This window comes from Streptomyces sp. NBC_00247, assembly GCF_036188265.1.
In the GTDB taxonomy this organism is placed as follows: Bacteria; Actinomycetota; Actinomycetes; order Streptomycetales; family Streptomycetaceae; genus Streptomyces.
This window is the reverse complement of record NZ_CP108093.1, coordinates 3,393,846-3,415,665: the sequence shown is the minus strand read 5'-3', so window position 1 is coordinate 3,415,665 and position 21,820 is coordinate 3,393,846. Positions and strand designations below refer to the sequence as shown.

At 70.2% G+C, this 21,820-nt stretch carries 16 protein-coding genes and 2 tRNA genes; 11 read left to right on the top strand and 7 right to left on the bottom strand.

Features of this window, described 5'->3' with window-relative positions; genetic code table 11:
* Positions 1-25: 25 nt before the first annotated feature.
* The 6 genes from recF (at position 26) to OHT52_RS14485 (ending at position 7,759) form a co-directional block, all read left to right on the top strand.
* Positions 26-1,150 carry a DNA replication/repair protein RecF gene (recF, locus tag OHT52_RS14510; RefSeq protein WP_328720566.1) on the top strand — a complete coding sequence of 375 codons (1,125 nt, stop codon included), beginning with the start codon at positions 26-28 and terminating at the stop codon, positions 1,148-1,150.
* Positions 1,147-1,746 carry a DUF721 domain-containing protein gene (locus OHT52_RS14505; protein ID WP_328720565.1) on the top strand — a complete coding sequence of 200 codons (600 nt, stop codon included), beginning with the start codon at positions 1,147-1,149 and terminating at the stop codon, positions 1,744-1,746. The genes recF and OHT52_RS14505 overlap by 4 nt, the downstream gene beginning before the upstream one ends.
* A 461-nt stretch (positions 1,747-2,207) precedes the next feature.
* A complete protein-coding gene (gene gyrB, locus OHT52_RS14500) occupies positions 2,208-4,277 on the top strand; it encodes a DNA topoisomerase (ATP-hydrolyzing) subunit B (protein ID WP_328720564.1) in 2,070 nt (689 codons plus the stop codon).
* 46 nt (positions 4,278-4,323) lie between these two features.
* Positions 4,324-6,951 (top strand): DNA gyrase subunit A, encoded by a 2,628-nt coding sequence (gene gyrA / locus OHT52_RS14495; RefSeq protein ID WP_328720563.1) that lies wholly within the window; start codon positions 4,324-4,326, stop codon positions 6,949-6,951.
* Between the two features lie 93 nt (positions 6,952-7,044).
* The gene (locus tag OHT52_RS14490) at positions 7,045-7,611 is read left to right on the top strand and encodes a DUF3566 domain-containing protein (RefSeq protein ID WP_328720562.1); all 567 of its coding nucleotides are present in this window, start codon (positions 7,045-7,047) and stop codon (positions 7,609-7,611) included.
* 71 nt (positions 7,612-7,682) lie between these two features.
* Positions 7,683-7,759, top strand: a tRNA-Ile gene (locus tag OHT52_RS14485).
* Between the two features lie 111 nt (positions 7,760-7,870).
* Here OHT52_RS14485 and OHT52_RS14480 read toward each other — a convergent pair.
* Positions 7,871-8,182: a DUF6234 family protein gene (locus OHT52_RS14480; RefSeq protein WP_328720561.1), complete on the bottom strand. Its 312-nt coding sequence runs from the start codon at positions 8,180-8,182 to the stop codon at positions 7,871-7,873.
* Between the two features lie 189 nt (positions 8,183-8,371).
* A complete protein-coding gene (locus OHT52_RS14475; protein ID WP_328720560.1) occupies positions 8,372-8,749 on the bottom strand; it encodes a DUF6344 domain-containing protein in 378 nt (125 codons plus the stop codon).
* Between the two features lie 328 nt (positions 8,750-9,077).
* Between OHT52_RS14475 and OHT52_RS14470 the strand changes: the two genes are divergently transcribed.
* The gene (locus OHT52_RS14470) at positions 9,078-9,212 is read left to right on the top strand and encodes a DLW-39 family protein (RefSeq protein ID WP_219818897.1); all 135 of its coding nucleotides are present in this window, start codon (positions 9,078-9,080) and stop codon (positions 9,210-9,212) included.
* Positions 9,213-9,501: 289 nt separating this feature from the next.
* Positions 9,502-10,860, top strand: a complete 1,359-nt coding sequence (locus tag OHT52_RS14465; protein ID WP_328720559.1) for a hypothetical protein — start codon at positions 9,502-9,504, stop codon at positions 10,858-10,860.
* A gap of 108 nt (positions 10,861-10,968) precedes the next feature.
* Here the strand turns inward: OHT52_RS14465 and OHT52_RS14460 are convergent, their stop codons facing one another.
* Entirely contained in the window at positions 10,969-12,354 is a 1,386-nt protein-coding gene (locus OHT52_RS14460) for a serine/threonine-protein kinase (RefSeq protein WP_328720558.1), read from the bottom strand.
* 201 nt (positions 12,355-12,555) lie between these two features.
* Positions 12,556-13,104 (bottom strand): DNA-binding protein, encoded by a 549-nt coding sequence (locus OHT52_RS14455; protein WP_328720557.1) that lies wholly within the window; start codon positions 13,102-13,104, stop codon positions 12,556-12,558.
* Positions 13,105-13,265: 161 nt separating this feature from the next.
* Here OHT52_RS14455 and OHT52_RS14450 point away from each other — a divergent pair.
* Positions 13,266-13,338 (top strand) — tRNA-Ala (locus OHT52_RS14450).
* 194 nt (positions 13,339-13,532) lie between these two features.
* Here OHT52_RS14450 and OHT52_RS14445 read toward each other — a convergent pair.
* Positions 13,533-16,808, bottom strand: coding sequence for a glycoside hydrolase family 3 protein (locus tag OHT52_RS14445; RefSeq protein WP_328720556.1), 3,276 nt, complete (start codon positions 16,806-16,808; stop codon positions 13,533-13,535).
* A gap of 510 nt (positions 16,809-17,318) precedes the next feature.
* On the opposite strand from OHT52_RS14445, the gene OHT52_RS14440 reads away from it, so the two are divergent.
* Entirely contained in the window at positions 17,319-18,485 is a 1,167-nt protein-coding gene (locus OHT52_RS14440; protein WP_328720555.1) for an ROK family transcriptional regulator, read from the top strand.
* An 85-nt stretch (positions 18,486-18,570) separates the two neighbouring features.
* Here OHT52_RS14440 and OHT52_RS14435 read toward each other — a convergent pair whose 3' ends face one another.
* Together OHT52_RS14435 and OHT52_RS14430 are read right to left on the bottom strand one after the other, a co-directional pair.
* Positions 18,571-19,881 carry a PP2C family protein-serine/threonine phosphatase gene (locus OHT52_RS14435; RefSeq protein ID WP_328720554.1) on the bottom strand — a complete coding sequence of 437 codons (1,311 nt, stop codon included), beginning with the start codon at positions 19,879-19,881 and terminating at the stop codon, positions 18,571-18,573.
* 318 nt (positions 19,882-20,199) lie between these two features.
* Positions 20,200-20,910: a DUF5324 family protein gene (locus OHT52_RS14430; RefSeq protein ID WP_328723740.1), complete on the bottom strand. Its 711-nt coding sequence runs from the start codon at positions 20,908-20,910 to the stop codon at positions 20,200-20,202.
* 327 nt (positions 20,911-21,237) lie between these two features.
* Here OHT52_RS14430 and OHT52_RS14425 point away from each other — a divergent pair, with 327 nt between their 5' ends.
* On the top strand, positions 21,238-21,765 hold the full coding sequence (locus tag OHT52_RS14425; RefSeq protein WP_328720553.1) for a peptidylprolyl isomerase: 528 nt from the start codon (positions 21,238-21,240) through the stop codon (positions 21,763-21,765).
* The last annotated feature ends 55 nt before the right edge of the window (positions 21,766-21,820 follow it).

Here is a 21,820-nt window from a genome sequence, read left to right as displayed (position 1 = left end):
CAGGACGGACGGAAGGCCCGCGACCATGCACGTCACGCATCTCTCGCTGGCCGACTTCCGCTCGTACGCCCGGGTCGAGGTACCACTCGACCCGGGCGTCACCGCGTTCGTGGGGGCCAACGGCCAGGGCAAGACCAATCTTGTCGAGGCGGTCGGCTATCTCGCCACCCTCGGCAGCCACCGGGTCTCCTCGGACGCCCCGCTGGTACGGATGGGCGCGGAGCGGGCCGTCGTGCGGGCCTCGGTGACCCAGGGCGAGCGCTCCCAGCTGATCGAGCTCGAGCTCAACCCAGGACGGGCCAACCGTGCCCGGATCAACCGGTCCTCGCAGGTCAGACCGCGGGACGTGGTGGGCATCCTGCGGACCGTGCTGTTCGCCCCGGAGGATCTCGCCCTGGTCAAGGGCGACCCCGGCGAGCGGCGCCGCTTCCTGGACGAGCTGGTCACCGCCCGCTCCCCCCGGATGGCGGGGGTCCGTTCCGACTACGACCGGGTGCTGAAGCAGCGCAACACCCTGCTCAAGTCCGCCGCGATGGCCCGCCGCCACGGCGGGCGTTCGATGGACATGTCCACGCTCGACGTCTGGGACCAGCACCTGGCCCAGGTCGGCGCCGAGCTGCTGGCCCACCGGCTGGACCTGATCGCGGTGCTCCAGCCACTCACCGACAAGGCGTACGGCGACGTCGCCCCGGGCGGCGGTCCGGTGGGTCTGGAGTACCGCGGTTCGGTGGCCGAGGAGCCCGCGCGGACCCGTGAGGAGCTGTACGGGCAGCTGCTGGCCGCGCTCGCCGACGTGCGGAAGCAGGAGATCGAGCGGGGCGTGACCCTGGTCGGGCCGCACCGGGACGATCTGCTGCTGGGTCTTCGCCAGATGCCCGCGAAGGGGTACGCGAGCCACGGGGAATCCTGGTCGTACGCGCTCGCGCTGCGGCTGGCCTCGTACGAGCTGCTGCGGGCCGAGGGCAACGAACCCGTGCTGGTGCTCGACGACGTCTTCGCCGAGCTGGACGCGCGGCGCCGCGAGCGCCTGGCGGAGCTGGTGGCCCCGGCCGAGCAGGTGCTGGTGACGGCCGCGGTCGACGACGACGTGCCGGGGGTGCTCACCGGCGCCCGGTACGAGGTCGCCGGCGGCGAGGTGACCCGGCTGTGAGCGCGTCCGCGGACCGTCCGAAGGGTGCCCCCGACGGCGGTGCACCGGGTGGGGCGGCCGGCGGTGCGGGCTCCGGGGGCAAGGCGCCCGAGCCGTCCGGGGTGGACCTGGCCCGGGTGGCGCTGCGGGCCGCGAAGGAGCAGGCCGCGGCGCGGGGCGCCGCCGCCCAGCAGCGGAAACAGGCCAGACGCGGAGGCGGCCTGCGCTCCGGCGCCCGGTCGGACGGCCGGGACCCGCTGGCGCTCGGCTCCGCGATCAACCGGCTGATCACCGAACGCGGCTGGGAGACGCCTGCCGCGGTGGGCGGGGTGATGGGCCGGTGGCCGCAGATCGTGGGCGAGGATCTGGCCAAACACTGCGTGCCCCTGAAGTACGACGAGGCGCCCGAAGCCCGGGTGCTGACCGTCCAGTGCAGTTCGACCGCCTGGGCGACGCAGCTGCGGCTGCTCGCGCCCCAGCTGGTGGCACGGCTCAACGCCGATCTCGGGCAGGGAACGGTCCGCATGATCAAGGTGCTGGGGCCCGGCGGCCCACAGCGCACCTACGGGCGGCTTCGCGCGCCCGGTTCGACCGGTCCCGGCGACACGTACGGCTGACCGAGCGCCGTCCCACCGGCGGGCGACTTCCGTCGGCACCCCCTGTGAGCTGGCCCTTCGTGACCGTTCGACGCGCATCGACCGTGCCCGCCGCGCTGTCGGCGGGCCTGCGGCGCTGCCCCGGTCCCGTGCCGCCCGCCTGCTCCGGCGACCCCCGGGGCCTGCGGCTTGTGCCGTTGTGTGGTGATTGAAACCTCCGAGGGCCGAGCGGGTGTCCCTCACCGTAGCGGGAGGTTGACAGGCAGAAGCGCTCAACGCCCGTGTGAGCCTCTCAGAGCCCCGTCCTGAATATGGGGAGTCGTCAGCCGCTGGTTCAGGGCGGCACATGCGGACTCAGGTACCGCCAAACCCCCATTCGGGTCGGCGCTAGCGGTAGACTGATGAACAATCCCGCTACTGAGCGGGTGTCGTCGATTACCAGCCGAACGACGCAGCCGCTCCCGCCTGCCGGAGAACGGCCTGTGCTGTGCCAGAAAGGGCGCTTCGTGGCCGATTCCGGCAACCCCAACGAGAACAACCCGTCCACAGCCGGCGAACACGGCGAGGTCACCGCCTCGTACGACGCCAGCGCGATCACCGTCCTCGAAGGACTGGACGCGGTCCGCAAGCGACCTGGCATGTACATCGGTTCGACCGGTGAGCGTGGACTCCACCACCTCGTGCAGGAGGTCGTCGACAACTCCGTCGACGAGGCCCTCGCCGGGCACGCCGACACGATCGACGTCACGATCCTTCCTGACGGCGGGGTCCGCGTGATCGACAACGGGCGAGGCATCCCCGTCGGCATCGTGCCGTCCGAAGGGAAGCCGGCCGTCGAGGTCGTGCTGACCGTCCTGCACGCGGGCGGCAAGTTCGGCGGCGGCGGTTACGCCGTCTCCGGCGGCCTGCACGGCGTCGGCGTCTCCGTCGTCAACGCCCTCTCCACCCGCGTGGCCGTCGAGGTCAAGACCGACGGCCACCGCTGGACGCAGGACTACAAGCTGGGCGTGCCGACCGCGCCCCTGGCGAAGCACGAGGCCACCGAGGAGACCGGCACCTCGGTCTCCTTCTGGGCCGACGGTGACATCTTCGACACCACCGAGTACTCCTTCGAGACCCTCGCGCGCCGCTTCCAGGAGATGGCGTTCCTCAACAAGGGCCTCACGCTCAAGCTCACCGACGAGCGGGAGTCGGCGAAGGCGACCGTGGGCGCCGACGAGGCCGAGGCCACGGCGTCCACCGAAGAGCCGCCGGCGCGGACGGTGACGTACCACTACGAGGGCGGCATCGTCGACTTCGTGAAGTACCTGAACTCGCGCAAGGGCGACCTGATCCACCAGTCGGTGATCGACATCGAGGCCGAGGACAAGGAGCGACTCCTCTCGGCCGAGATCGCCATGCAGTGGAACACGCAGTACACCGAGGGCGTGTACTCCTTCGCGAACACGATCCACACGCACGAGGGCGGTACCCACGAAGAGGGCTTCCGCGCCGCGCTGACCTCGCTGGTCAACCGGTACGCGCGCGACAAGAAGCTGCTCCGCGAGAAGGACGACAACCTCACCGGCGAGGACGTCCGCGAGGGCCTCACCGCGATCATCTCGGTGAAGCTGGGCGAGCCGCAGTTCGAGGGCCAGACGAAGACCAAGCTGGGCAACACGGAGGCGAAGACCTTCGTGCAGAAGGTCGTCCACGAGCAGCTCACGGACTGGTTCGACCGCAACCCGAACGAAGCGGCCGACATCATCCGCAAGGGCATCGCCGCCTCCACCGCCCGCGTGGCGGCCCGCAAGGCGCGCGACCTGACCCGCCGCAAGGGTCTGCTGGAGAGCGCGTCGCTGCCGGGCAAGCTGAGCGACTGCCAGTCGAACGACCCGACGAAGTGCGAGATCTTCATCGTCGAGGGTGACTCCGCCGGTGGTTCGGCGAAGTCCGGCCGTAACCCGATGTACCAGGCCATCCTGCCGATCCGCGGCAAGATCCTGAACGTCGAGAAGGCCCGGATCGACAAGATCCTGCAGAACACCGAGGTCCAGGCGCTGATCTCGGCCTTCGGTACCGGGGTCCACGAGGACTTCGACATCGAGAAGCTCCGCTATCACAAGATCATCCTGATGGCTGACGCCGACGTCGACGGCCAGCACATCAACACCCTGCTGCTGACGTTCCTCTTCCGTTTCATGCGCCCGCTGGTCGAGGCCGGCCACGTCTACCTCTCGCGCCCGCCGCTCTACAAGATCAAGTGGGGCCGGGACGACTTCGAGTACGCGTACTCGGACCGCGAGCGGGACGCCCTGGTGGCGCTCGGCAAGCAGAACGGCAAGCGGATCAAGGAAGACTCGATCCAGCGCTTCAAGGGCCTCGGCGAGATGAACGCCGAGGAGCTGCGCGTCACCACCATGGACATCGACCACCGGGTGCTCGGCCAGGTCACCCTCGACGACGCGGCGCAGGCCGACGACCTCTTCTCGGTGCTGATGGGTGAGGACGTCGAGGCACGGCGCTCGTTCATCCAGCGCAATGCCAAGGACGTCCGCTTCCTCGACATCTGAGTCGGCCGTACAAGCAAGCCGCCGCTCGAAAGGACTTTGACCAGCAATGGCCGACGAGAACACCCCTGTGACACCGGAAGAACAGCCCGTCGTGGCCGGTGTCGGCATGCGTGTCGAGCCCGTGGGGCTCGAGACGGAGATGCAGCGCTCCTACCTCGACTACGCGATGTCCGTCATCGTCTCGCGTGCGCTCCCCGACGTGCGGGACGGCCTCAAGCCCGTCCACCGCCGGGTGCTGTACGCGATGTACGACGGCGGGTACCGCCCCGAGAAGGGCTTCTACAAGTGCGCCCGCGTCGTCGGTGACGTCATGGGTACGTACCACCCGCACGGCGACTCCTCGATCTACGACGCACTGGTGCGCCTCGCGCAGCACTGGTCGATGCGCATGCCGCTGGTGGACTCCAACGGCAACTTCGGGTCCCCGGGCAACGACCCGGCCGCGGCCATGCGGTACACCGAGTGCAAGATGATGCCGCTGTCCATGGAGATGGTCCGGGACATCGACGAGGAGACCGTCGATTTCAAGGACAACTACGACGGCCGCAACCAGGAGCCGGTGGTACTGCCGGCGCGCTTCCCGAACCTGCTGATCAACGGCTCGGCCGGTATCGCGGTCGGTATGGCCACCAACATCCCGCCGCACAACCTCCGCGAGGTCGCGGCCGGCGCCCAGTGGTACCTGGAGCACCCGGAGGCCTCGCACGAGGAGCTGCTGGACGCGCTGCTCGAACGCATCAAGGGCCCGGACTTCCCCACGGGCGCCCTGGTCGTGGGCCGCAAGGGCATCGAGGAGGCGTACCGCACCGGTCGTGGCTCCATCACGATGCGCGCGGTCGTCGCGGTCGAGGAGATCCAGAACCGGCAGTGCCTGGTCGTCACGGAGCTTCCGTACCAGACCAACCCGGACAACCTCGCGCAGAAGATCGCCGACCTGGTGAAGGACGGCAAGATCGGCGGGATCGCGGACGTCCGCGACGAGACCTCCTCGCGCACCGGTCAGCGCCTGGTCGTCGTGCTCAAGCGCGACGCGGTCGCCAAGGTCGTGCTGAACAACCTCTACAAGCACACCGACCTCCAGACGAACTTCGGCGCCAACATGCTGGCGCTCGTCGACGGGGTGCCGCGCACCCTCTCGATCGACGCGTTCATCCGCCACTGGGTGACGCACCAGATCGAGGTCATCGTCCGGCGGACGAAGTTCCGGCTGCGCAAGGCGGAGGAGCGGGCGCACATCCTGCGTGGCCTCCTGAAGGCCCTGGACGCCATCGACGAGGTCATCGCCCTCATCCGGCGCAGCCAGACCGTCGAGGTCGCGCGCGAGGGCCTGATGGGCCTCCTGGAGATCGACGAGCTCCAGGCGAACGCGATCCTGGAGATGCAGCTGCGCCGGCTGGCCGCGCTGGAGCACCAGAAGATCACCGCCGAGCACGACGAGCTCCAGGCGAAGATCAACGAGTACAACGCGATCCTGGCCTCGCCCGAGCGGCAGCGCCAGATCGTCAGCGAGGAACTGGCCGCGATCGTCGAGAAGTTCGGCGACGACCGGCGTTCCAAGCTGGTGCCCTTCGACGGGGACATGTCCATCGAGGACCTGATCCAGGAAGAGGACATCGTCGTCACGATCTCGCGTGGCGGCTACGTGAAGCGCACCAAGACGGACGACTACCGCTCGCAGAAGCGCGGCGGCAAGGGCGTGCGCGGCACGAAGCTCAAGGAAGACGACATCGTCGACCACTTCTTCGTGTCGACGACCCACCACTGGCTGCTGTTCTTCACGAACAAGGGCCGGGTCTACCGCGCGAAGGCGTACGAGCTCCCGGACGCGGGCAGGGACGCGCGCGGTCAGCACGTGGCGAACCTGCTGGCCTTCCAGCCGGACGAGCGGATCGCCCAGATCCTCGCGATCCGCGACTACGAGGCCGCGCCCTACCTGATCCTGGCCACCAAGGGCGGCCTGGTGAAGAAGACGGCGCTCAAGGACTACGACTCGCCCCGCTCCGGCGGTGTCATCGCGATCAACCTGCGGGAGACCGGGGACGGCAGCGACGACGAGCTGATCGGAGCCGAGCTGGTGTCGGCCGAGGACGACCTGCTGCTCATCAGCAGGAAGGCCCAGTCGATCAGGTTCACCGCGACGGACGACGCGCTGCGCCCGATGGGCCGCGCCACCTCGGGCGTCAAGGGGATGAGCTTCCGCGAGGGCGACGAGCTGCTCTCGATGAACGTGGTCCGGCCCGGTACGTTCGTCTTCACCGCGACCGACGGTGGGTACGCCAAGCGCACCCCCGTCGACGAGTACCGCGTCCAGGGCCGTGGTGGCCTCGGCATCAAGGCCGCCAAGATCGTGGAGGACCGCGGGTCGCTCGTGGGGGCCCTGGTGGTGGAGGAGACGGACGAGATCCTCGCCATCACCCTCGGCGGTGGTGTGATTCGCACGCGAGTCAATGAAGTCAGGGAGACGGGCCGTGACACCATGGGCGTCCAACTGATCAATCTTGGCAAGCGGGATGCCGTCGTCGGCATCGCGCGCAACGCCGAGGCCGGCCGTGAGGCGGAAGAGGTCGACGGGACCTCCGAGGCCGAGGACGGTACGGACGAGGCATCGGCCGAAATTCAGGCCGAGGGCACTGTCGAGGGCACGGAGCCCTCGACCGGGGAGCACGAGGAGTAGAGCGTGAGTGGAGCCACGGGCGCCGATTCGGCCGCTTCTGGAGACGGAGCGAACGGTGCCCGTGGCCCTGCCACGGACTCCCAAGGGGGCACTGTGACGGACACTCGGGGCCCGCAGCCCCAATTCGAGGGCTACGCGAACGGGCCACTGCCCGGTGAGCGGGAGCCCGCGCAAGGGACGGCGGGGCCCTACCACCCGCCGCAGGCGTACGAGTCGCCGGCGGGTGGCCGAGGGGCCACCGGCGGGCAGGGAGTGCGCCTGCCGCGGACGGGGGCGCGGACCACTCCGCGTACCCGCAAGGCACGACTGCGGGTGTCGAAGGCCGACCCGTGGTCGGTGATGAAGGTGAGCTTCCTGCTCTCCATCGCGCTCGGCATCTGCACCGTGGTCGCGGCCGCGGTCCTGTGGATGGTGATGGACGCCATGGGCGTCTTCTCCACCGTGGGCGGCACGATCAGCGAGGCGACGGGTTCCAACGAGAGCAACGGCTTCGACCTGCAGTCGTTCCTCTCGCTGCCGCGCGTCCTCATCTTCACGTCGATCATCGCGGTGATCGACGTGGTGCTGGCCACCGCGCTGGCGACTCTGGGCGCCTTCATCTACAACCTGTCGGCGGGATTCGTGGGCGGCGTGGAGCTCACGCTGGCCGAGGACGAGTAGCCCGCGGGCTATCGATTTTGGGACTGGCCCCGACGTGCGCTAATCTTCAGAAGTCAGCGCAGCAGCGCGGCGGGGCTATAGCTCAGTTGGTTAGAGCGCATCCCTGATAAGGATGAGGCCACAGGTTCAAATCCTGTTAGCCCCACCAGTACGAAGGCCCCCCACCGGAAACGGTGGGGGGCCTTCGGCGTTCGTGGACGGGCGGGCGTCGCCGCCCTCTCCCGCGCTTCCGCCTCGGGCCTGCTGGGCGCCCGGCGAGTCACCCGCCGCCGGCGGCCAGGCTGGCGAGCAGGGCCGCTCCGGAGCCCAGGACGAGCAGCTGCACGGTGCCGCACGTACGCCGGCGCAGGAGATGGAAGCCGCCACCCGTGACGATCGCGGCGCCGAACAGGAGCCAGGTCGCGCGCACGGCCTCGTGGGGGGCTTCGGGCGGGTTGCTGTCGTCGTAGGAGTCGGCCCACCCGGTCATTCCGTAGCGGAACACCAACCAGCCGATGACGGTCAGGTCGACGACGAGGAGGACCACACTGATGCCGGCCTGTCGGCCGGTCGACGGACGACCCTGTTCCACGGCAACCACCCCTTCGCCTGCCGCACCTGCCCGCTGTACGCGTTCCAGCGTGCTCGGGCGCCCGACGGCGCGCATGAGCACGGCTACTCAGCTCGGGTCGCGTCGTGTGCGGGGGGTACCGGCACACGGGAAGGCCCCCGGCCGGTGGGTACCGGGCCGGGGGCCTGAAGTCCTTGGTGGTGCGGGCCATCAGGGAGGGGGGAGCGGGGACTCGCCTTCCGTGGCCTCGTAGTTGGTGCGGGCGGCTTCGGTGCCGGGGGTGCTCGCGGTGTCGGCGGGCAGATGCCTGGTGGCGGGTGAGGAGCCGTGCGCCTCGGCGCGGATGCGCTGCTTCATCGTCGGTGGGAGCGCCCTGTCGCGCGGAAGGGTCCATCGGACCGACGGGGTGGTCGCGGTTGCCGCGGTCGCACCCGTGTGCTCCTGGGTCGTCGTGTGCGTCGGCTGCTGCTCCGTGGCCGAGGCGTTCGACGCCGAGGCGTTCGACGCGGCGAGGCCGAGCGAGGCGAGGAGGGCGAAGAAGGCGGTGATGAAGGCTGTCCAGAGGTTCTTGACCTTGAAGGCGCTCATGGCCCCTCACTTTCAGGTGGTCCGGTTTGCTTACCTTTCTGATGATGTGGATGTCGAAGCGCATTTCTGGGAGCGACGCCACCGGTGCGCCGATCTTCTGATGAACACCACTCGTATGGTGCAACCGGGCTGGTGAAGCGCCCCAGGACCTGTCAGTGGGGCCGCCGGAGGGTTTCTCCGAGGGCGGCCCGAGGGTTCCGCCGGCCTCGGAAATCGCCCGGGGCGGGGCCCTCGGCGAGGGCTCGGGCAGGTCACCGATCGGTATCGGCCGGTGTGTATAGTCGGGCGGCAGAAGTCCCTTAAAACCTAGGAAAGACGAGGTCGCGCGGTGAAGAAGCTTCTCCTGGTCGCACTGGCCGCCATCGGCGGGCTCCTCGTGTACCGCCAGATCCAGGCGGATCGCGCCGAGCAGGATCTGTGGACGGAGGCGACCGACTCCGTGCCCGCAGGTCCGGGCGTGTGAGACGACGCAGTCCGTGAGAAGCCCCGGCCGCCGAGCGGCCGGGGCTTCGTGCTGTCCGGGGCCCGTTCCCGGCGCTTCCTCGCAGGTCTCCCGGCCCGTCGGCCCATCGGCCCGCCGTCCGGAAACGGCACTGATCCGCCGTGGTCGCAGACAGCGGAGGGGCCCCCGGGGCAGGATGGACGCGCATCGAGGCCGCCGCAGTGGCGAGCGCTCCGGTGGCGTCGCCGCGGGATGCGTGCGGGGGACGGCCGGGGCGCCGGGCGGTCGCCGGGACGACGAGGGGGAGCGCGTGAAGAGGCAGATCGGCAGGGGCGTCCGGGCGGCGTCGGGGGCCGTCGCCGCGATGTGTGCGGTACTGGCCCTGACCGGGCCCGCGTACGCGGCCGACCCGGCTCCGTACGCCTTCGATCCGGGCGCGGAGCGGGTGACCGGGAAGGTGGCCAACGCCGACGCCTCGGTGCTGGACGCCGGTTCGGTCTACCGCAGTTCGATCAAGCCCGGGGAGAAGCTCTATTACCGGGTGAACCTGGACGCCGCCTCGGACGCGTACGTCTCGGCGGTCGTGGTGCCCAGGTCTCCGGAGGCCGAGGTCGCCTACGGCGACGGGATCACCGTGTCCATCCGTGATCGCAACGACTCGCAGTGCGGTTCGGGGGACGCCCTCGTCGGTTCGGCGGAGTTCGCGCGCCCGATCTCCGCGTACGCGGTCCGCACCGTCAAGGAGGGGAGTTCGTACTGCCAGGAGGCGGGGGCGTACGACGTCCTGATCGAGCGGAAGAGCAAGCAGACCTCCTCCCCCGAGGAGTGGGACCTGGAGATCCGCCACGACGTCGAGCCCGCGCTGAAGGCGGCCGGCTCCCAACCGACCACTGCGCCTTCGGAGTTCGCCTCGGCACCGCCCGCACCGCTGCCCACTTCGGCCCCCCGCGCCGACCGGGCCGGCGGCACCGGTTTCAACGACGCGACCGGTCTGGAGCCGGGCGAGTGGAAGGACACCGTCTCGCCCGGCCAGACCCGCTTCTACCGGGTTCCGGTGGACTGGGGGCAGCAGCTCTACGTCACCGCCGAGCTGAGCAACGACAACGCCTCGACCACCTTCCTCGGCAACGCGCTCTCGCTCGCGCTGGCGAACCCCGCGCGCGGACACGTGGAAGGGGAAGTCCTCTCGTACTCCGGAAGGCCCGCTTCCGTCTCCCTCGACCCGCTTCCCCCGGTCGGCTGGAGCAATCGCTACGCCTCGGCGACCGGCGTCTCCGGCATGCGTTTCGCCGGCTGGTACTACGTGTCGGTGGGCCTGAGCCCCAAGGTGGCGAAGGAGTACGGCGCCGGTCCGATCAAGCTGACCCTCACGGTCCAGGTGAAGAACGAGGCGCAGGCGTCTCCGTACGCGGGTGACGCCGGGATCTTCGGTGTCAGCGACGGCGACCGGGACATGGCACGCAGCGGCCAGAGCGGGCCGCAGGCCGCGAAGAGCGCGACCATGCGGCTGGTCGGTGTGGCCGGGATCGGCGCGGGGACGGTGCTGGTGCTGGGGCTCGGCGTCTGGACGCTGCTGGCCCGCCGCCGGCAGGGGGCGGGAGCGCCGGTGGCCGCCGACGGGACGACCGGGCGGCCCTCGCCGTACGGAGGGCCGCCGCAGGCCTGGTAGCGGCCCGCCGGTCCGGCGACCTCCGCGCCGGTGCCTCGCCGCTGCCGTGCGGTGCCGTGCGGTGCCGTGCCGTGCGGCACCGGCCGCCCGGTGGTGGACCGGCCGCGGTCAGGCCTGGGTGAGCGCCCAGATACCGACGGCGAAGCAGACCAGCGCGACCAGCAGGACCGGGACGGCCACCCGCGGGGAGGGGCCCGGCCGTGCCGAACGGGCCCGTGGGCCGGTGGGGAGCGGCTGGGCGGCGGGTGCCGCCGGTGCCGCGCCGGCCGGGTGGCCCTGGGGTGCGGTGTAGCCGCGCGTCGGGGCCGGTCCGGGGTGCCCCGGGGCCGTCGCGGCGGTGGCCGAGGAGGGCGCGGGGCCGGTGGGCCACGACGCCGGGGCGGGCGGCGGGGCCAGATGGAAGCTGCCGGTCTCCGACATGGACGGCATGGGCGAGGTGGCCGGCGCGGGGGCCGGAGCCGGCGGGCCGGGCTGGTGGGACACCGGAGCCGCCTGGTGCGGGAGTTGACCGCCGCCGGGGGCCGGGGCGGCGCCACCGGGCCCCTGGTGCCCCGCCTGCGGGGCGCTGGGCTGGTTGCCTGGAATCCCCCCGGGCGAGCCGCCGAACGGGCTGTTGAGCGGGCCCTCGGGGCCGAAGCCTTCCGGCAGTGGCCCGATCTGATCGAACACCTCCACCGGCTCCTCCGCCGCCGGGGACTCGGGCAGCATCTCCACGGCCGCGGCCAGCGCCTTGCGCGCACCGGTCGCGGTGCGGAAACGGGCCTGCGGGTCGGGTTGGAGCAGTCCGGCGAGCACCTGCCAGAGGGGCTCCGGCACCCCCTGAGGGGCGCCGGGGGTGCCGTGGGCGACGAAGTGCTCGATGATCGCCCGGGAGTCCGGCTTGCGGCCGTGCAGGAGGTAGAGCGCGACGAGCCCCACCGCGAAGAGATCGGCGGGGAAGTCGGGCTCGGCGCCCATCATCTGTTCCGGAGCGAAGTAACCCGGTGTGCCCACCACGTAGTTGGTCTCGGTCAGCCGGGGTTCACCCTTGCGCATCGAGATGCCGAAGTCCGACAGCCGAAGGTGCGGACGTCCCGAACCAGTCGCCTCCATCAGGATGTTGGCCGGTTTGATGTCGCGGTGCACCACGCCTTCGGCGTGCACGGTCGACAGCCCCGAGAGCAACTGGTCGAGCAGAAGGCAGACGAAGCGCGGCGGCAACGCGCCGTAATCGCCTATGACATGGGCCAGGGAGCCGCCGCTGACCAGGTCCATGGTGAAGAGGACCTTGTCGTCGTCGGCCGCCCAGCTGGCGGGTGCGAGCACATGGGGATGCTCGATGCGCAGTGCCTGCTCGCGCACGAAACGCAGGAGTGTGTGCGCGTCGCTCTGCTGGAGCACCTTGGCCGCGACGTACCTGCGGCGCCGGTGGTCCCACGCGCGCCAGACGGCGCCCACGCCGCCGCGTCCGATCGGATCGACCAGTTCGTACCGGCCGGCGAATACCTCACCCATTGCGCTGTGTCCGCTCCCCGTCCTGTGCCGGATGGTGCCGGATGCCTGAACTCCGGTTGCGACCGGCTGCCAGGGTGTCGCGTGAGCCCCGGCACCGATGCGCGGCGTGCGGCCGGTCCTGGTGTCGCTACCTGCCCGCCCGCCCGCGGATCGTCCGGCCCGGCCGGCGTGACGCCGCCCGGTCCGGCCCGGTCCGAACCCTCAGTTCTGGTGTCCCTCGTAGTGCGCGACGGCGTCCGCGGTGCGGCCCGCGCCGTACACCCGGAGGAACTCTGCCAGTTCGGGGTGGGTCGGGGCGAGGGAGTCCGCCGCGTCGATGATGTCGCCCGCCGCCGAGACCGACCGCAGCAGCGACTGGATCTCGCGGACGACCCGGCGCACGGTGGGTGCTCCGCCGGTGGTCGTGGTCTGGCCGGTGGTGGACAGAACCGATCCTCCTTGGGACTTCTTGACCTGGTCCATCCGGTCGGTGGCCTCGCCCGCGCTGACGCTGCCGTCCGCGACCTGGACCGCGAGTTCCTGGAGCGCCTGGACGCGCTGGACCACCGCGGGGTTGCCGATTTTGGCCCGCTGGCCGCTCATCAGCTGGGAGAGCATGGGTGCGGACAGCCCGAGTACGGCCGCGAGCCGGGCCTGGTTCAGGCCAAGATCATCGATCAGGCGGCGGAAGAGTGCGCCGAGCGGCTCCCCGTACCAACTGCGCTGGAGTTCTCTCGCTCTTGCGGTTGCCTCTTGCTGCGCTGCGTCCATCACGCCTCCCCTTCGCTGCTGCGAACCTAGTCGGACATCTTACGGAGAGTGGTCGTCCCCCGGGAGTCCCCATCTCTTTGCGGGAAACCCGCCGGGACCCGGTACTCTGGTCTGCGACGGGCGCCCCACGTACGGATCGTGGACGGCGGCATTCGTTGTCCGGGGCCTTAGCTCAGTTGGTAGAGCGCTGCCTTTGCAAGGCAGATGTCAGGAGTTCGAATCTCCTAGGCTCCACGTATCGAGACACCAGGACCCCTCCGAACTGCGGAAAGCAGTGCGGAGGGGTCTTTTCCGTCTCTGTGGGGCTCGATCTGCGGGTGCCGGGTGCTGTGACGCCGGAGCGCCCCGACCCGAGGGGAAGCGGGTCGGGGCGCTCCGGAGATGCCTGGTGGGAGGCGGCACCCGACGGGGTGCCGCCTCCCGGGGGATCAGTGTCCCGAGTGGCCCTTGTTGTCCGAACCGTGGCTGTGGTTGTCCGAATCGTGCCCCTTGTTGTCGGAGCCGTGCTCGCTGCCGGACTCCCTGGAGACCTTGCTCAGCGTCGCGGTGACCGCGGGTTCCAGGTTCTTGAACTGCGAGGTGTAGGGGCCGACCTTGATGCCCTTCACGCCGTTCAGGCCGGCGAGCTCCTCGAACGCCGAGCTCTGCGAGGCGGTGGTGAGGACGCGGATCGCGCTGCGCTGGAGGTCGCCGAGGCGCAGCGGGTAGCCCTGCGCGGGGTAGTCGCCCTTGATCGCGACGGTGTAGGCGACCACGGGGCTGGTGTCGTCGCCGGCCGTGGCGTGCTGGACGGCGGTGAGACTGATGCCGGCCTTCTGGGCGGCGGTCAGGCCGGCGGCGCTCGGGTCGAGCAGTGCGGCGACCGCCTTGTACGCGGCGTCGACCGAGGTGAACTTCGCGTTCGGGGTGAACACCTGGTTGTTGTACGCGTCCCGGACGGTCTCGCCGGACAGCGGGGTCTTCGTCAGGTCCGTCTTGCTGTCGACGGTCGTGTTCAGGGTCGTGCCACCGGTGGCCGACGGGGTGAAGCCGCCGAACTGCCAGGTGTAGGAGGTGCGGGTGGTGGTGACGGTCCTGTTGTACACGGGCAGGCCCGTGACGTCGGTGGTCGGCGCCACCTGCTTGATGGCGTTGATGACCTCGGCCGGGTTGCCACCGGGCTCGATGAGGTCGTTGCCGGCGTACATCGAGGTCAGCGAGCCGTGGCTGCCGCCCCAGTCCGACATGACCGTGCCCTTGTAGCCCCACTCGCCGCGCAGCAGGTCGGTGAGCAGGTCGTAGTTGCTCGCGGTCCACGTGCCGTTGATCTTGTTGTACGAGCTCATCACGGACATCGGCTGGGCGGCCTTGACCGCGATCTCGAAGCCCTTGAGCTCGATCTCGCGCAGCGTGCGCTCACCGATCACCGAGTTGCTGGTGGTGCGGTTGGTCTCCTGCGAGTTCTCCGCGAAGTGCTTGATCGTCACACCGACGCCGGGGATGGACTGCACGCCCTCGGTGGTGGCCGCGGCGGTCAGGCCGGAGACGAGCGGGTCCTCCGAGTAGTACTCGAAGTTGCGGCCGTTGAGCGGGTCGCGGTGGATGTTCATGCCCGGCGCGAGCCAGAGCTGGACACCGTACTCCTGCATCTCCTCACCGACGGCCGTACCGACCTCGGCGACCAGGTCGCGGTCCCAGGTCTGTGCGAGCAGGGTGCCGACCGGCCAGGCGGTGCCGAACTGGTAGGTGGCGGTGGAGCCGGTGCCGATCTGCTGGGTGAGGCGGAGGCCGGCGGGGCCGTCCGAGAGCGCCATGCCCGGGATGCCGAGCTTCTCGTAGTTCGGCGTGGTGTAACCGGCGGCGCCCTTGGCGGTGAGCGTGGTGCCCGCGGCGCTGGAGCCCTCGACGATGTCGGCGAGCTGGGAGACGCTCAGGCCGGCGACGAACTGCTCCATGGTCGCCTTGCCCTTGGCGACGTCGTACAGGGTGGTCGCCGTGTTCGTGGACACGTGCTTGACCTGCTCACCGGTCTTCGGGGCGTACGCCGAGCCGGTGCCCTCCCAGTTCTTCTGCTTCGGGTCGAGGTAGACCGTGGTGGAAGAGATCTTGTCGCCGTCGAGGGCGTAGTACGGGGACGAGGAGTCGACCGGGACGTTCTGCTGGTACGGCGACGCCTTCTTCTCCGTACGGAACGAGGACGGGTTCAGCTTGATCCGGCCGGCTCGCGCGATCTCGGCCTGCTCACCCGGGTAGGTGAAGAAGTCCTTGGTGGAGCTGGTGAGCTCGGTGGCGGGCTTCTGGTCGGCCAGCTCGGTGTGGTCCTGCTCGGTGACGACGGACTTCGCGAGGTTGAGGCGCGCCGCGACGTGCGTGTTCCGGGAGGAGTTGCCGACGCGCACCACGTAGTCGCCGGCGTCCAGGACGTAGGCGGCGCGGGACTCGTCGTAGGCGGCGAGCGAGGTGGTGTCGAAGCTGATCGTCACCGTCTGGGACTGGCCCGGGGCGAGGTTGTCGGTCTTCGCGTAGCCGGTGAGCTGCTGGTAGGCCTTGTCGAGCCCGGTCTGCGGGGCCGAGACGTAGACCTGGACGACCTCCTTGCCGGAGTAGGTGCGGCCGGTGTTGGTGACCTTGGCGGTGACCTTCACGGTCTTGGCGTCGGCCTTGACCTGCTGCGCCTTGATGTCGAAGTCGGTGTACGACTGGCCGTAGCCGAACTCGTAGTTGACGACGCTCGACGGGTCGGCGGGGTTGAGCTTCTTGTAGAGCGAGTCGAAGTAGCGGTAGCCGACGTAGATGCCCTCGGTGTACTGCTCCGTCAGCGGGTCGTTGTCGTTCTTGCCGAACGTGGCGGACGCCGGGTAGTACGAGTACTGCGAGGCCCAGGTGTCGGTGAGCTTGCCCGAGGGGGTGACGGTGCCGTTGAGCACCTCGGCGAGGGCGGCGCCGCTCTCCTGGCCGGCCTGGCTCAACAGCAGCAGCGCGTCGAGCGCCTGTCCGCCGGGAGCGTTCTCGACCTCGCTGTTGATCTCCTGGAAGAACGACGTGTCGACGATGCCACCGGTGTTGAGCACCACGACGACGCGCTTGTACGTCTGGCCGAGTAGCTTCAGGTTGGCGCGCTCGACGTCGGTGAGCTGGTAGTCGCCCTTGCCGGAGGTGCGGTCGGAGCCTTCGCCGGAGTTCCGCGCCACGACGAAGACCGCGGTGTCGGTGGCGGCCGAGGGCGCCACGTTGGCGGCGGTCAGCGGCTGCTCGACGGAGGAGTAGTCGACATTGGCTCCGAAGACGCTGCCCGTCGCGCTCGCGGGGTACTTGGTGTCGTACGCCTGGGTCATCGCGGACCAGTAGGCGTCACTGGTGGTGATCTTGTAGCCGGCGTCGGTCAGGCCCTGCCGGGCGGAGATCGTGTACCGGTTGTTGACGTTGCCCGAGCCCGTACCGCCCTTGACGGTCTTGTAGGCGCCGACACCGAAGAGCGCGACATTGCCCTTCTTGGCGATCGGGAGCGCGTGGTCGTGGTTTTCGAGGAGGACCATGCCCTGGGTGGCGGCTTCCCGCGACAGCGCCGCGTTCTTCAGCTCCAGCGCCGCCGGGTTGGGGTCGGAGGTGGCCGCGGTGGCCGCGGGAACTCCGGTGAAGACGATGCCGGCGACGACCGCGGTGGCGGCGGCGATCGCGATGGCCCGGCCGCGGCGCGCACCTCTGGGGAGACGTGTGGTGTGCATGTCAGTAGTCCTCTCTCAACCGCAATGTCCAGATAGGAGGTTCACGCCGGACGGGCAAACCTCCTGCCCGGAGGTCTGCGGAAGGATCGTCCGCTCGGCGTGAGCTGAGCTGACCCTAAGAGCGACTTTTTCTGTGGTCAATGGCAAAAACATGATGAGTTTCGCGAGGTTTTCGACCTTTGATTGGTCGAATGGTTGATGGGGGTTCCCGTCGTTCGGACACCGTGACACTGGACGGTCCGTCTGCTATAAGGGCACGTCAGGAGGGTTGTTGAGAGTAAACCGGGCTCGGAACCGGTTCCGGAGGCACCGGAGGAACGGGACCGCCGGGCGCCCCGAGCACCGTCAATGCTCCCGAACTCGGTTCACAGGTTGGCGGAAACAGGTCCACCGGACGACTTCCGCGGGCTTCCGTGGAGGGCTATCGGGTTACGGGCGGCGGTACTTGAGGGTGAACGGGGGTCGTCGCACACCCGCCGCCGACGGGCGGCATGACCATAGGATCTGCGCATGCCTCAGACGCCAGCAGGCTCCTCGCCCCGCGACCGGACCCGCGAGGACGTCTTCCTGCACATCCAGTCGGCGGGCCATCTGACCCGTGCGCGGATCGTCGAACTCAGCGGACTCTCCCGGAGCACCGTCAACCACGCCGTGACCAGGCTGCTCGCCGACGAACGCGTCACCGAGACACAGGCGGAGGGCGGTGGACCGGGGTCCGGCAGCGGCCGGCCCGCAGCGGTGCTCCGGGTCGTCCCCCGGGACGGGGGCGCCCCCGTGGCTGCCATCGACTTCGGCCACAACCACATCAACGTGGCCCTGGGCGACTCCCTCGGCCGCCCCGTCGCCGAGGAACGGGTGGAACTCGACGTCGATCTGCGGGCCGTCGAGGCCATCGACCGTGCGGTGGGTCTGCTCGGCGGCCTGCGTGGATCGCTCGGGGTCGACCGGCTCGGTGCCGTCGTCGCCGGAGTGCCCGGCCCGCTCGACACCGCGTCGGGGCTCGTCCGCTCCCCCACCATCCTGTCGAGCTGGGTGGGGCTCGCTCCCCGCAAGGAGCTCGAACAACGCCTCGGCGTGCCCGTGCACGCGGAGAACGACGCGCTGCTCGGCGCGTACGGCGAACTGCACCTCGGAGTCGGCCGTCGCTACACCGACTTTCTCTACGTCAAGGTCTCGCACGGTATCGGCGCGGGGATCGTCGTCGGCGGACTGCCGTACCGGGGGGCGCTGGGGTACGCGGGCGAGATCGGGCACACCCAGCTGCCGGGACACACCGAGATGTGCCGCTGCGGCAATCGGGGCTGCCTGGAGACCGTGGTGTCGGTCTCCGCCCTCGCGGCGCAGATCGCCCACACCCACCCCGGAGTGGTGTCCGGTCCGCGCTTCCTCCCTCAGGTGGACGACCCTGTCACCGAGCGCATTCTGGACGGTGCGGGACGGACGCTCGGCGGTGTCCTCGCCTCGTTCTGCAACCTCCTCAACCCCTCCGCCCTGATCGTGGGCGGGGAGCTGGGTACCACCTCCACCGGGGCGTTCGTCGCAGGCGTCGCCACCGCGGTGCGCCAGCACGCCCAGCCGGCCATAGCGGCGGGGTTGGTCATCCTCCCCGCCGGGCTCGGCACCCGCGCCGAGCTGCTGGGAGCACTCCGGCTCGCCACGACGCTCGTACCGCACTGAGCTGCCCGTACCGCATTGAGCTGCTCGTACCGGGCTTCAGCGCGTGTGCCGCGCACCGCGGTGGGGGCCGTGTCGGCGGGGCGAGTCAGCGGGGCGGTTCGACCGAGTCCTCGCGGCGGGGCAGGGCAGCGGAGTCCTTCCGGCCGGGCAGGGCGGTGGTGGTCGAGGACGTCTCCGTCCACCGGGTGAACGAGAGCATCGGCTCGACCGGTTCCGAGGACGGAGACGCGAGCCTGACGGCGAAGATCGTGGTGTCGTCCTGGAGCCGTCCGTAGACGTGCTGCAGCATCCTGTCCCGCACCGCCCTGACCAGTCGGTACGGCGAGTCGGCGAGATGCGGCTCCTGGGCCACGGCCACCTCCAGCGCCTCGGCCAGCGGGAAGAAGTCGCCCGCCCGGTCACGGGCCTCGGTCACCCCGTCCGTGGTGAGCAGCAGCGTCTCGTCCTCCGCGATGCGCACCCGGTGCGGCCCCGAGGGCCGGTCCGGCAACGGGACCAGCTCGTTGAGGCCGAGCGGAAGCCTGCTACTGCCCGCGTCCAGTCGGCGTACCCCCCGCGCGCTGACCGCGAAGGGCGGATCGTGCCCGAAGTTGATGACGTCGACGTATCTGTCGGCCGAACCTGGCGGCGGGAAGTCCAGCAGCACGGCGGTGGCGAACCGGTCGCCGTCCTTGTAGCCCATCGCCCGCTCGTACAGCCGGTTGCGCTCCATCCTGATCTCCATGCGCTCGGCCACCACCTGCAGATCCGGTTGGTGGAAGCCCGCCTCGCGGAAGGTGCCCAGCAGGTTGGCGGCCACCGCCACGGCTCCGAGTCCCTTGCCCTGTACGTCACCCAGCAGTGCGCGGGTTCCCCAAGGGCTCGGCTGGATGTCGTAGAAGTCGCCGCCGAGCCTGGCTTCCGCGTCGGCGGGCAGGTAGATGTGCGCATGGAGCAGCCCGCCCCAACTGGGCGGGAGCGGCCGGATCACGGTTGCCCGTGTGGTGTCCGCGACGTTCCGGACGGAGAGCGCCCGGCGTTCCCCCCGGCGGCGCAGCCACGCGGCCGCGACGGCGAGCAGCCCGCCCATGGTGACGAGGATGAAGTCGGGCAGTCCCGCGCGGTACTCGTGCTCCCACGCCTGGTCGATCCCGCGGTACGCCACCACCGCGGCGACCGCGAACAGTGCGGTGGTGCCCACCGGGCAGAGGGCGGCGGCCACGACCGGGACCACCACGAGCCAGGACAGCACCCGGAAGTCGCCCGAGGTGTTCCAGTCGGCGAAGCAGACGACCACGAGCAGCGTGAGCGGCAGCAGCCAGCCGAGTCGGCGGCGGGGCCGGCCGAGGATCACCAGCAGCGCCCTGTCCAGCCGAGGCTGCCGACGGAAGAGCCCGCTTCCATGGGGAACGGGCACCGGATCGGACCCCGGCGGGGAGGCGTGCGCAGAAGAGCGGGAGGGCACGTGGCCAGCGAATCACGGTCTGCGACGCCACGCATCCGCGCGTTCGGGCGGGTCGTCGGCCGTCCCGGCCGCACACTCGGGGCGGAGCGGAGAGGTGTTCCCGGGACGGATCACGGGGGCGGATTCCGGATACGACTAAGGGGCGTCGGACGACTCTCTGTGGTCGTCCGACGCCCCTCGACGAGGCGGAAACGGTGGAGCGATGCCGATCAGGTAGGTGCGCCGTTTCACGTGAAACATGGGACGGCACGGAGGATCCGGCCGGACGGCTCAGGGGCGGTCGTCGCGGTTCTTCCCGTTCGGGTCGCCTGCTTCGGCTTCCGCCTGCTTCGCCCTGACCTCGGGGTCCAGGTCGGTGCCGTCGACCGAGGTCAGGGGCGACTGGCCGTCACGGACCGCGGTGGGCTCCGACGGCTCCACCAGCCAGTCGGGGTTGGCCTGCCGGTCCCACCAGCGCCAAGCGGCGCAGGCGCCACCGGCGACCAGCGAGAGGACGAGGAATCCCTTGACGAACCGGCCGGTCTTCGCCCGACGCGCGTTCTTCCTCGCGAGCCGGTTGATGTCCTTGGCGGTCACCTGACCGCGCAGCGCGGCCAGAGCCGCGGCGCTGCGTACCTGGGCCTCCTCGGCGACCGGGGTGGCCGCGGCCACCGCGTACTCGAAGCGGGGCACCGTGTAGCCGGCCGCGTTCTTGGCCACCTTGCGGGTCCGTACGGCGGCGCCCCGCGCAACGTCGTCGACCTTCGGGGGTACGTGGGCGAGAGCCTGGTCGATGCGCGGCGCGACATGCGCGACGTACTGCACGCGGGCCTGCTGCGCCGCAGCCGACACCTTGGGTGCGAGGCGCACACGTGCCTCGTTGGCGTAGTGAGCGGCCTGGATCTTGGCTGTGTCGGCGTAAGGCGCCACCACTTCCGCGGCGTGCTGCGCGCTTTCCTTCGCCGAGTCGGTTGCGGCGCGCACGCTGTCGATGCGGGTCACGGGATCCTCCTCCTTGGTGGCGGGTAGGTACTCCGCCTGTCCGCCCATGCCGAAATCATGCCTGCGGGGGTTCTGCGCGGCATGCGGGACGGGCATCCGGGTCATGGGACAAATCGGTCAATCCGAATCATGGAGTGCGTGGACGACGATGCCACGGTTCGGGTGGAGGCGCGCCGTACGGGCGCCTGCCCGCAGGGTGTGTCCTGGTGAAGCGCCCGGACGGGGCACGGGGAGAAGTGCGGTCCGCAGCCGCCGCGCAGGGGGAGTCCGCCGTGCGAGGATCGGGGAGTTTCACCGCGCGGACCGAGGATCGATGGAAGGCAGACCGTGGCCGAGCAGCTGTACGCCACCCTGAGGACGAGCCAGGGCGACATCGAGATCCGGCTTCTGCCGAACCACGCCCCCAGGACGGTCCGGAACTTCGTCGACCTCGCCACCGGTGCCCGGGAGTGGACTCACCCGGCGACGGGCGCCCGGTCCGCCGGCCGGCTCTACGACGGGACGGTCTTCCACCGGGTGCTGGAGAACTTCATGATCCAGGGAGGCGATCCGCTGGGAAACGGCACCGGGGGGCCGGGGTACGAGTTCCCGGACGAGTTCCATCCCGATCTCGCGTTCACCCGGCCCTACCTGCTCGCCATGGCCAATGCCGGACCGGGGACGAACGGTTCGCAGTTCTTCGTGACCGTCTCCACCACGGCGTGGCTGACGGGCAAGCACACGATCTTCGGTGAGGTCCCCGGCGCGGCGGGCCGCAAGGTCGTGGACGCGATCGCGTCGCTTCCGGCGAACCCGCGGACCAACCGGCCGATTCAGGACGTCGTGCTGGAATCGATCCTGATCGAGCACCGGTGAGGTGCCGGACCGCGGGCGGCTGAGCGGTGGACAGCCGGACCGCGGGCCGCCGAGC

What these genes read in the sequence shown, in the direction of transcription:
- OHT52_RS14455 (WP_328720557.1), bottom strand. Translation starts at nt 13,104, where the DNA reads ATGGACGCAGCGCAGCAAGAGGCAACCGCAAGAGCGAGAGAACTCCAG.
- OHT52_RS14440 (WP_328720555.1), top strand. Translation starts at nt 17,319, where the DNA reads ATGCCTCAGACGCCAGCAGGCTCCTCGCCCCGCGACCGGACCCGCGAG.
- OHT52_RS14445 (WP_328720556.1), bottom strand. Translation starts at nt 16,808, where the DNA reads ATGCACACCACACGTCTCCCCAGAGGTGCGCGCCGCGGCCGGGCCATC.
- OHT52_RS14475 (WP_328720560.1), bottom strand. Translation starts at nt 8,749, where the DNA reads ATGAGCGCCTTCAAGGTCAAGAACCTCTGGACAGCCTTCATCACCGCC.
- gyrA (WP_328720563.1), top strand. Translation starts at nt 4,324, where the DNA reads ATGGCCGACGAGAACACCCCTGTGACACCGGAAGAACAGCCCGTCGTG.
- recF (WP_328720566.1), top strand. Translation starts at nt 26, where the DNA reads ATGCACGTCACGCATCTCTCGCTGGCCGACTTCCGCTCGTACGCCCGG.
- OHT52_RS14460 (WP_328720558.1), bottom strand. Translation starts at nt 12,354, where the DNA reads ATGGGTGAGGTATTCGCCGGCCGGTACGAACTGGTCGATCCGATCGGA.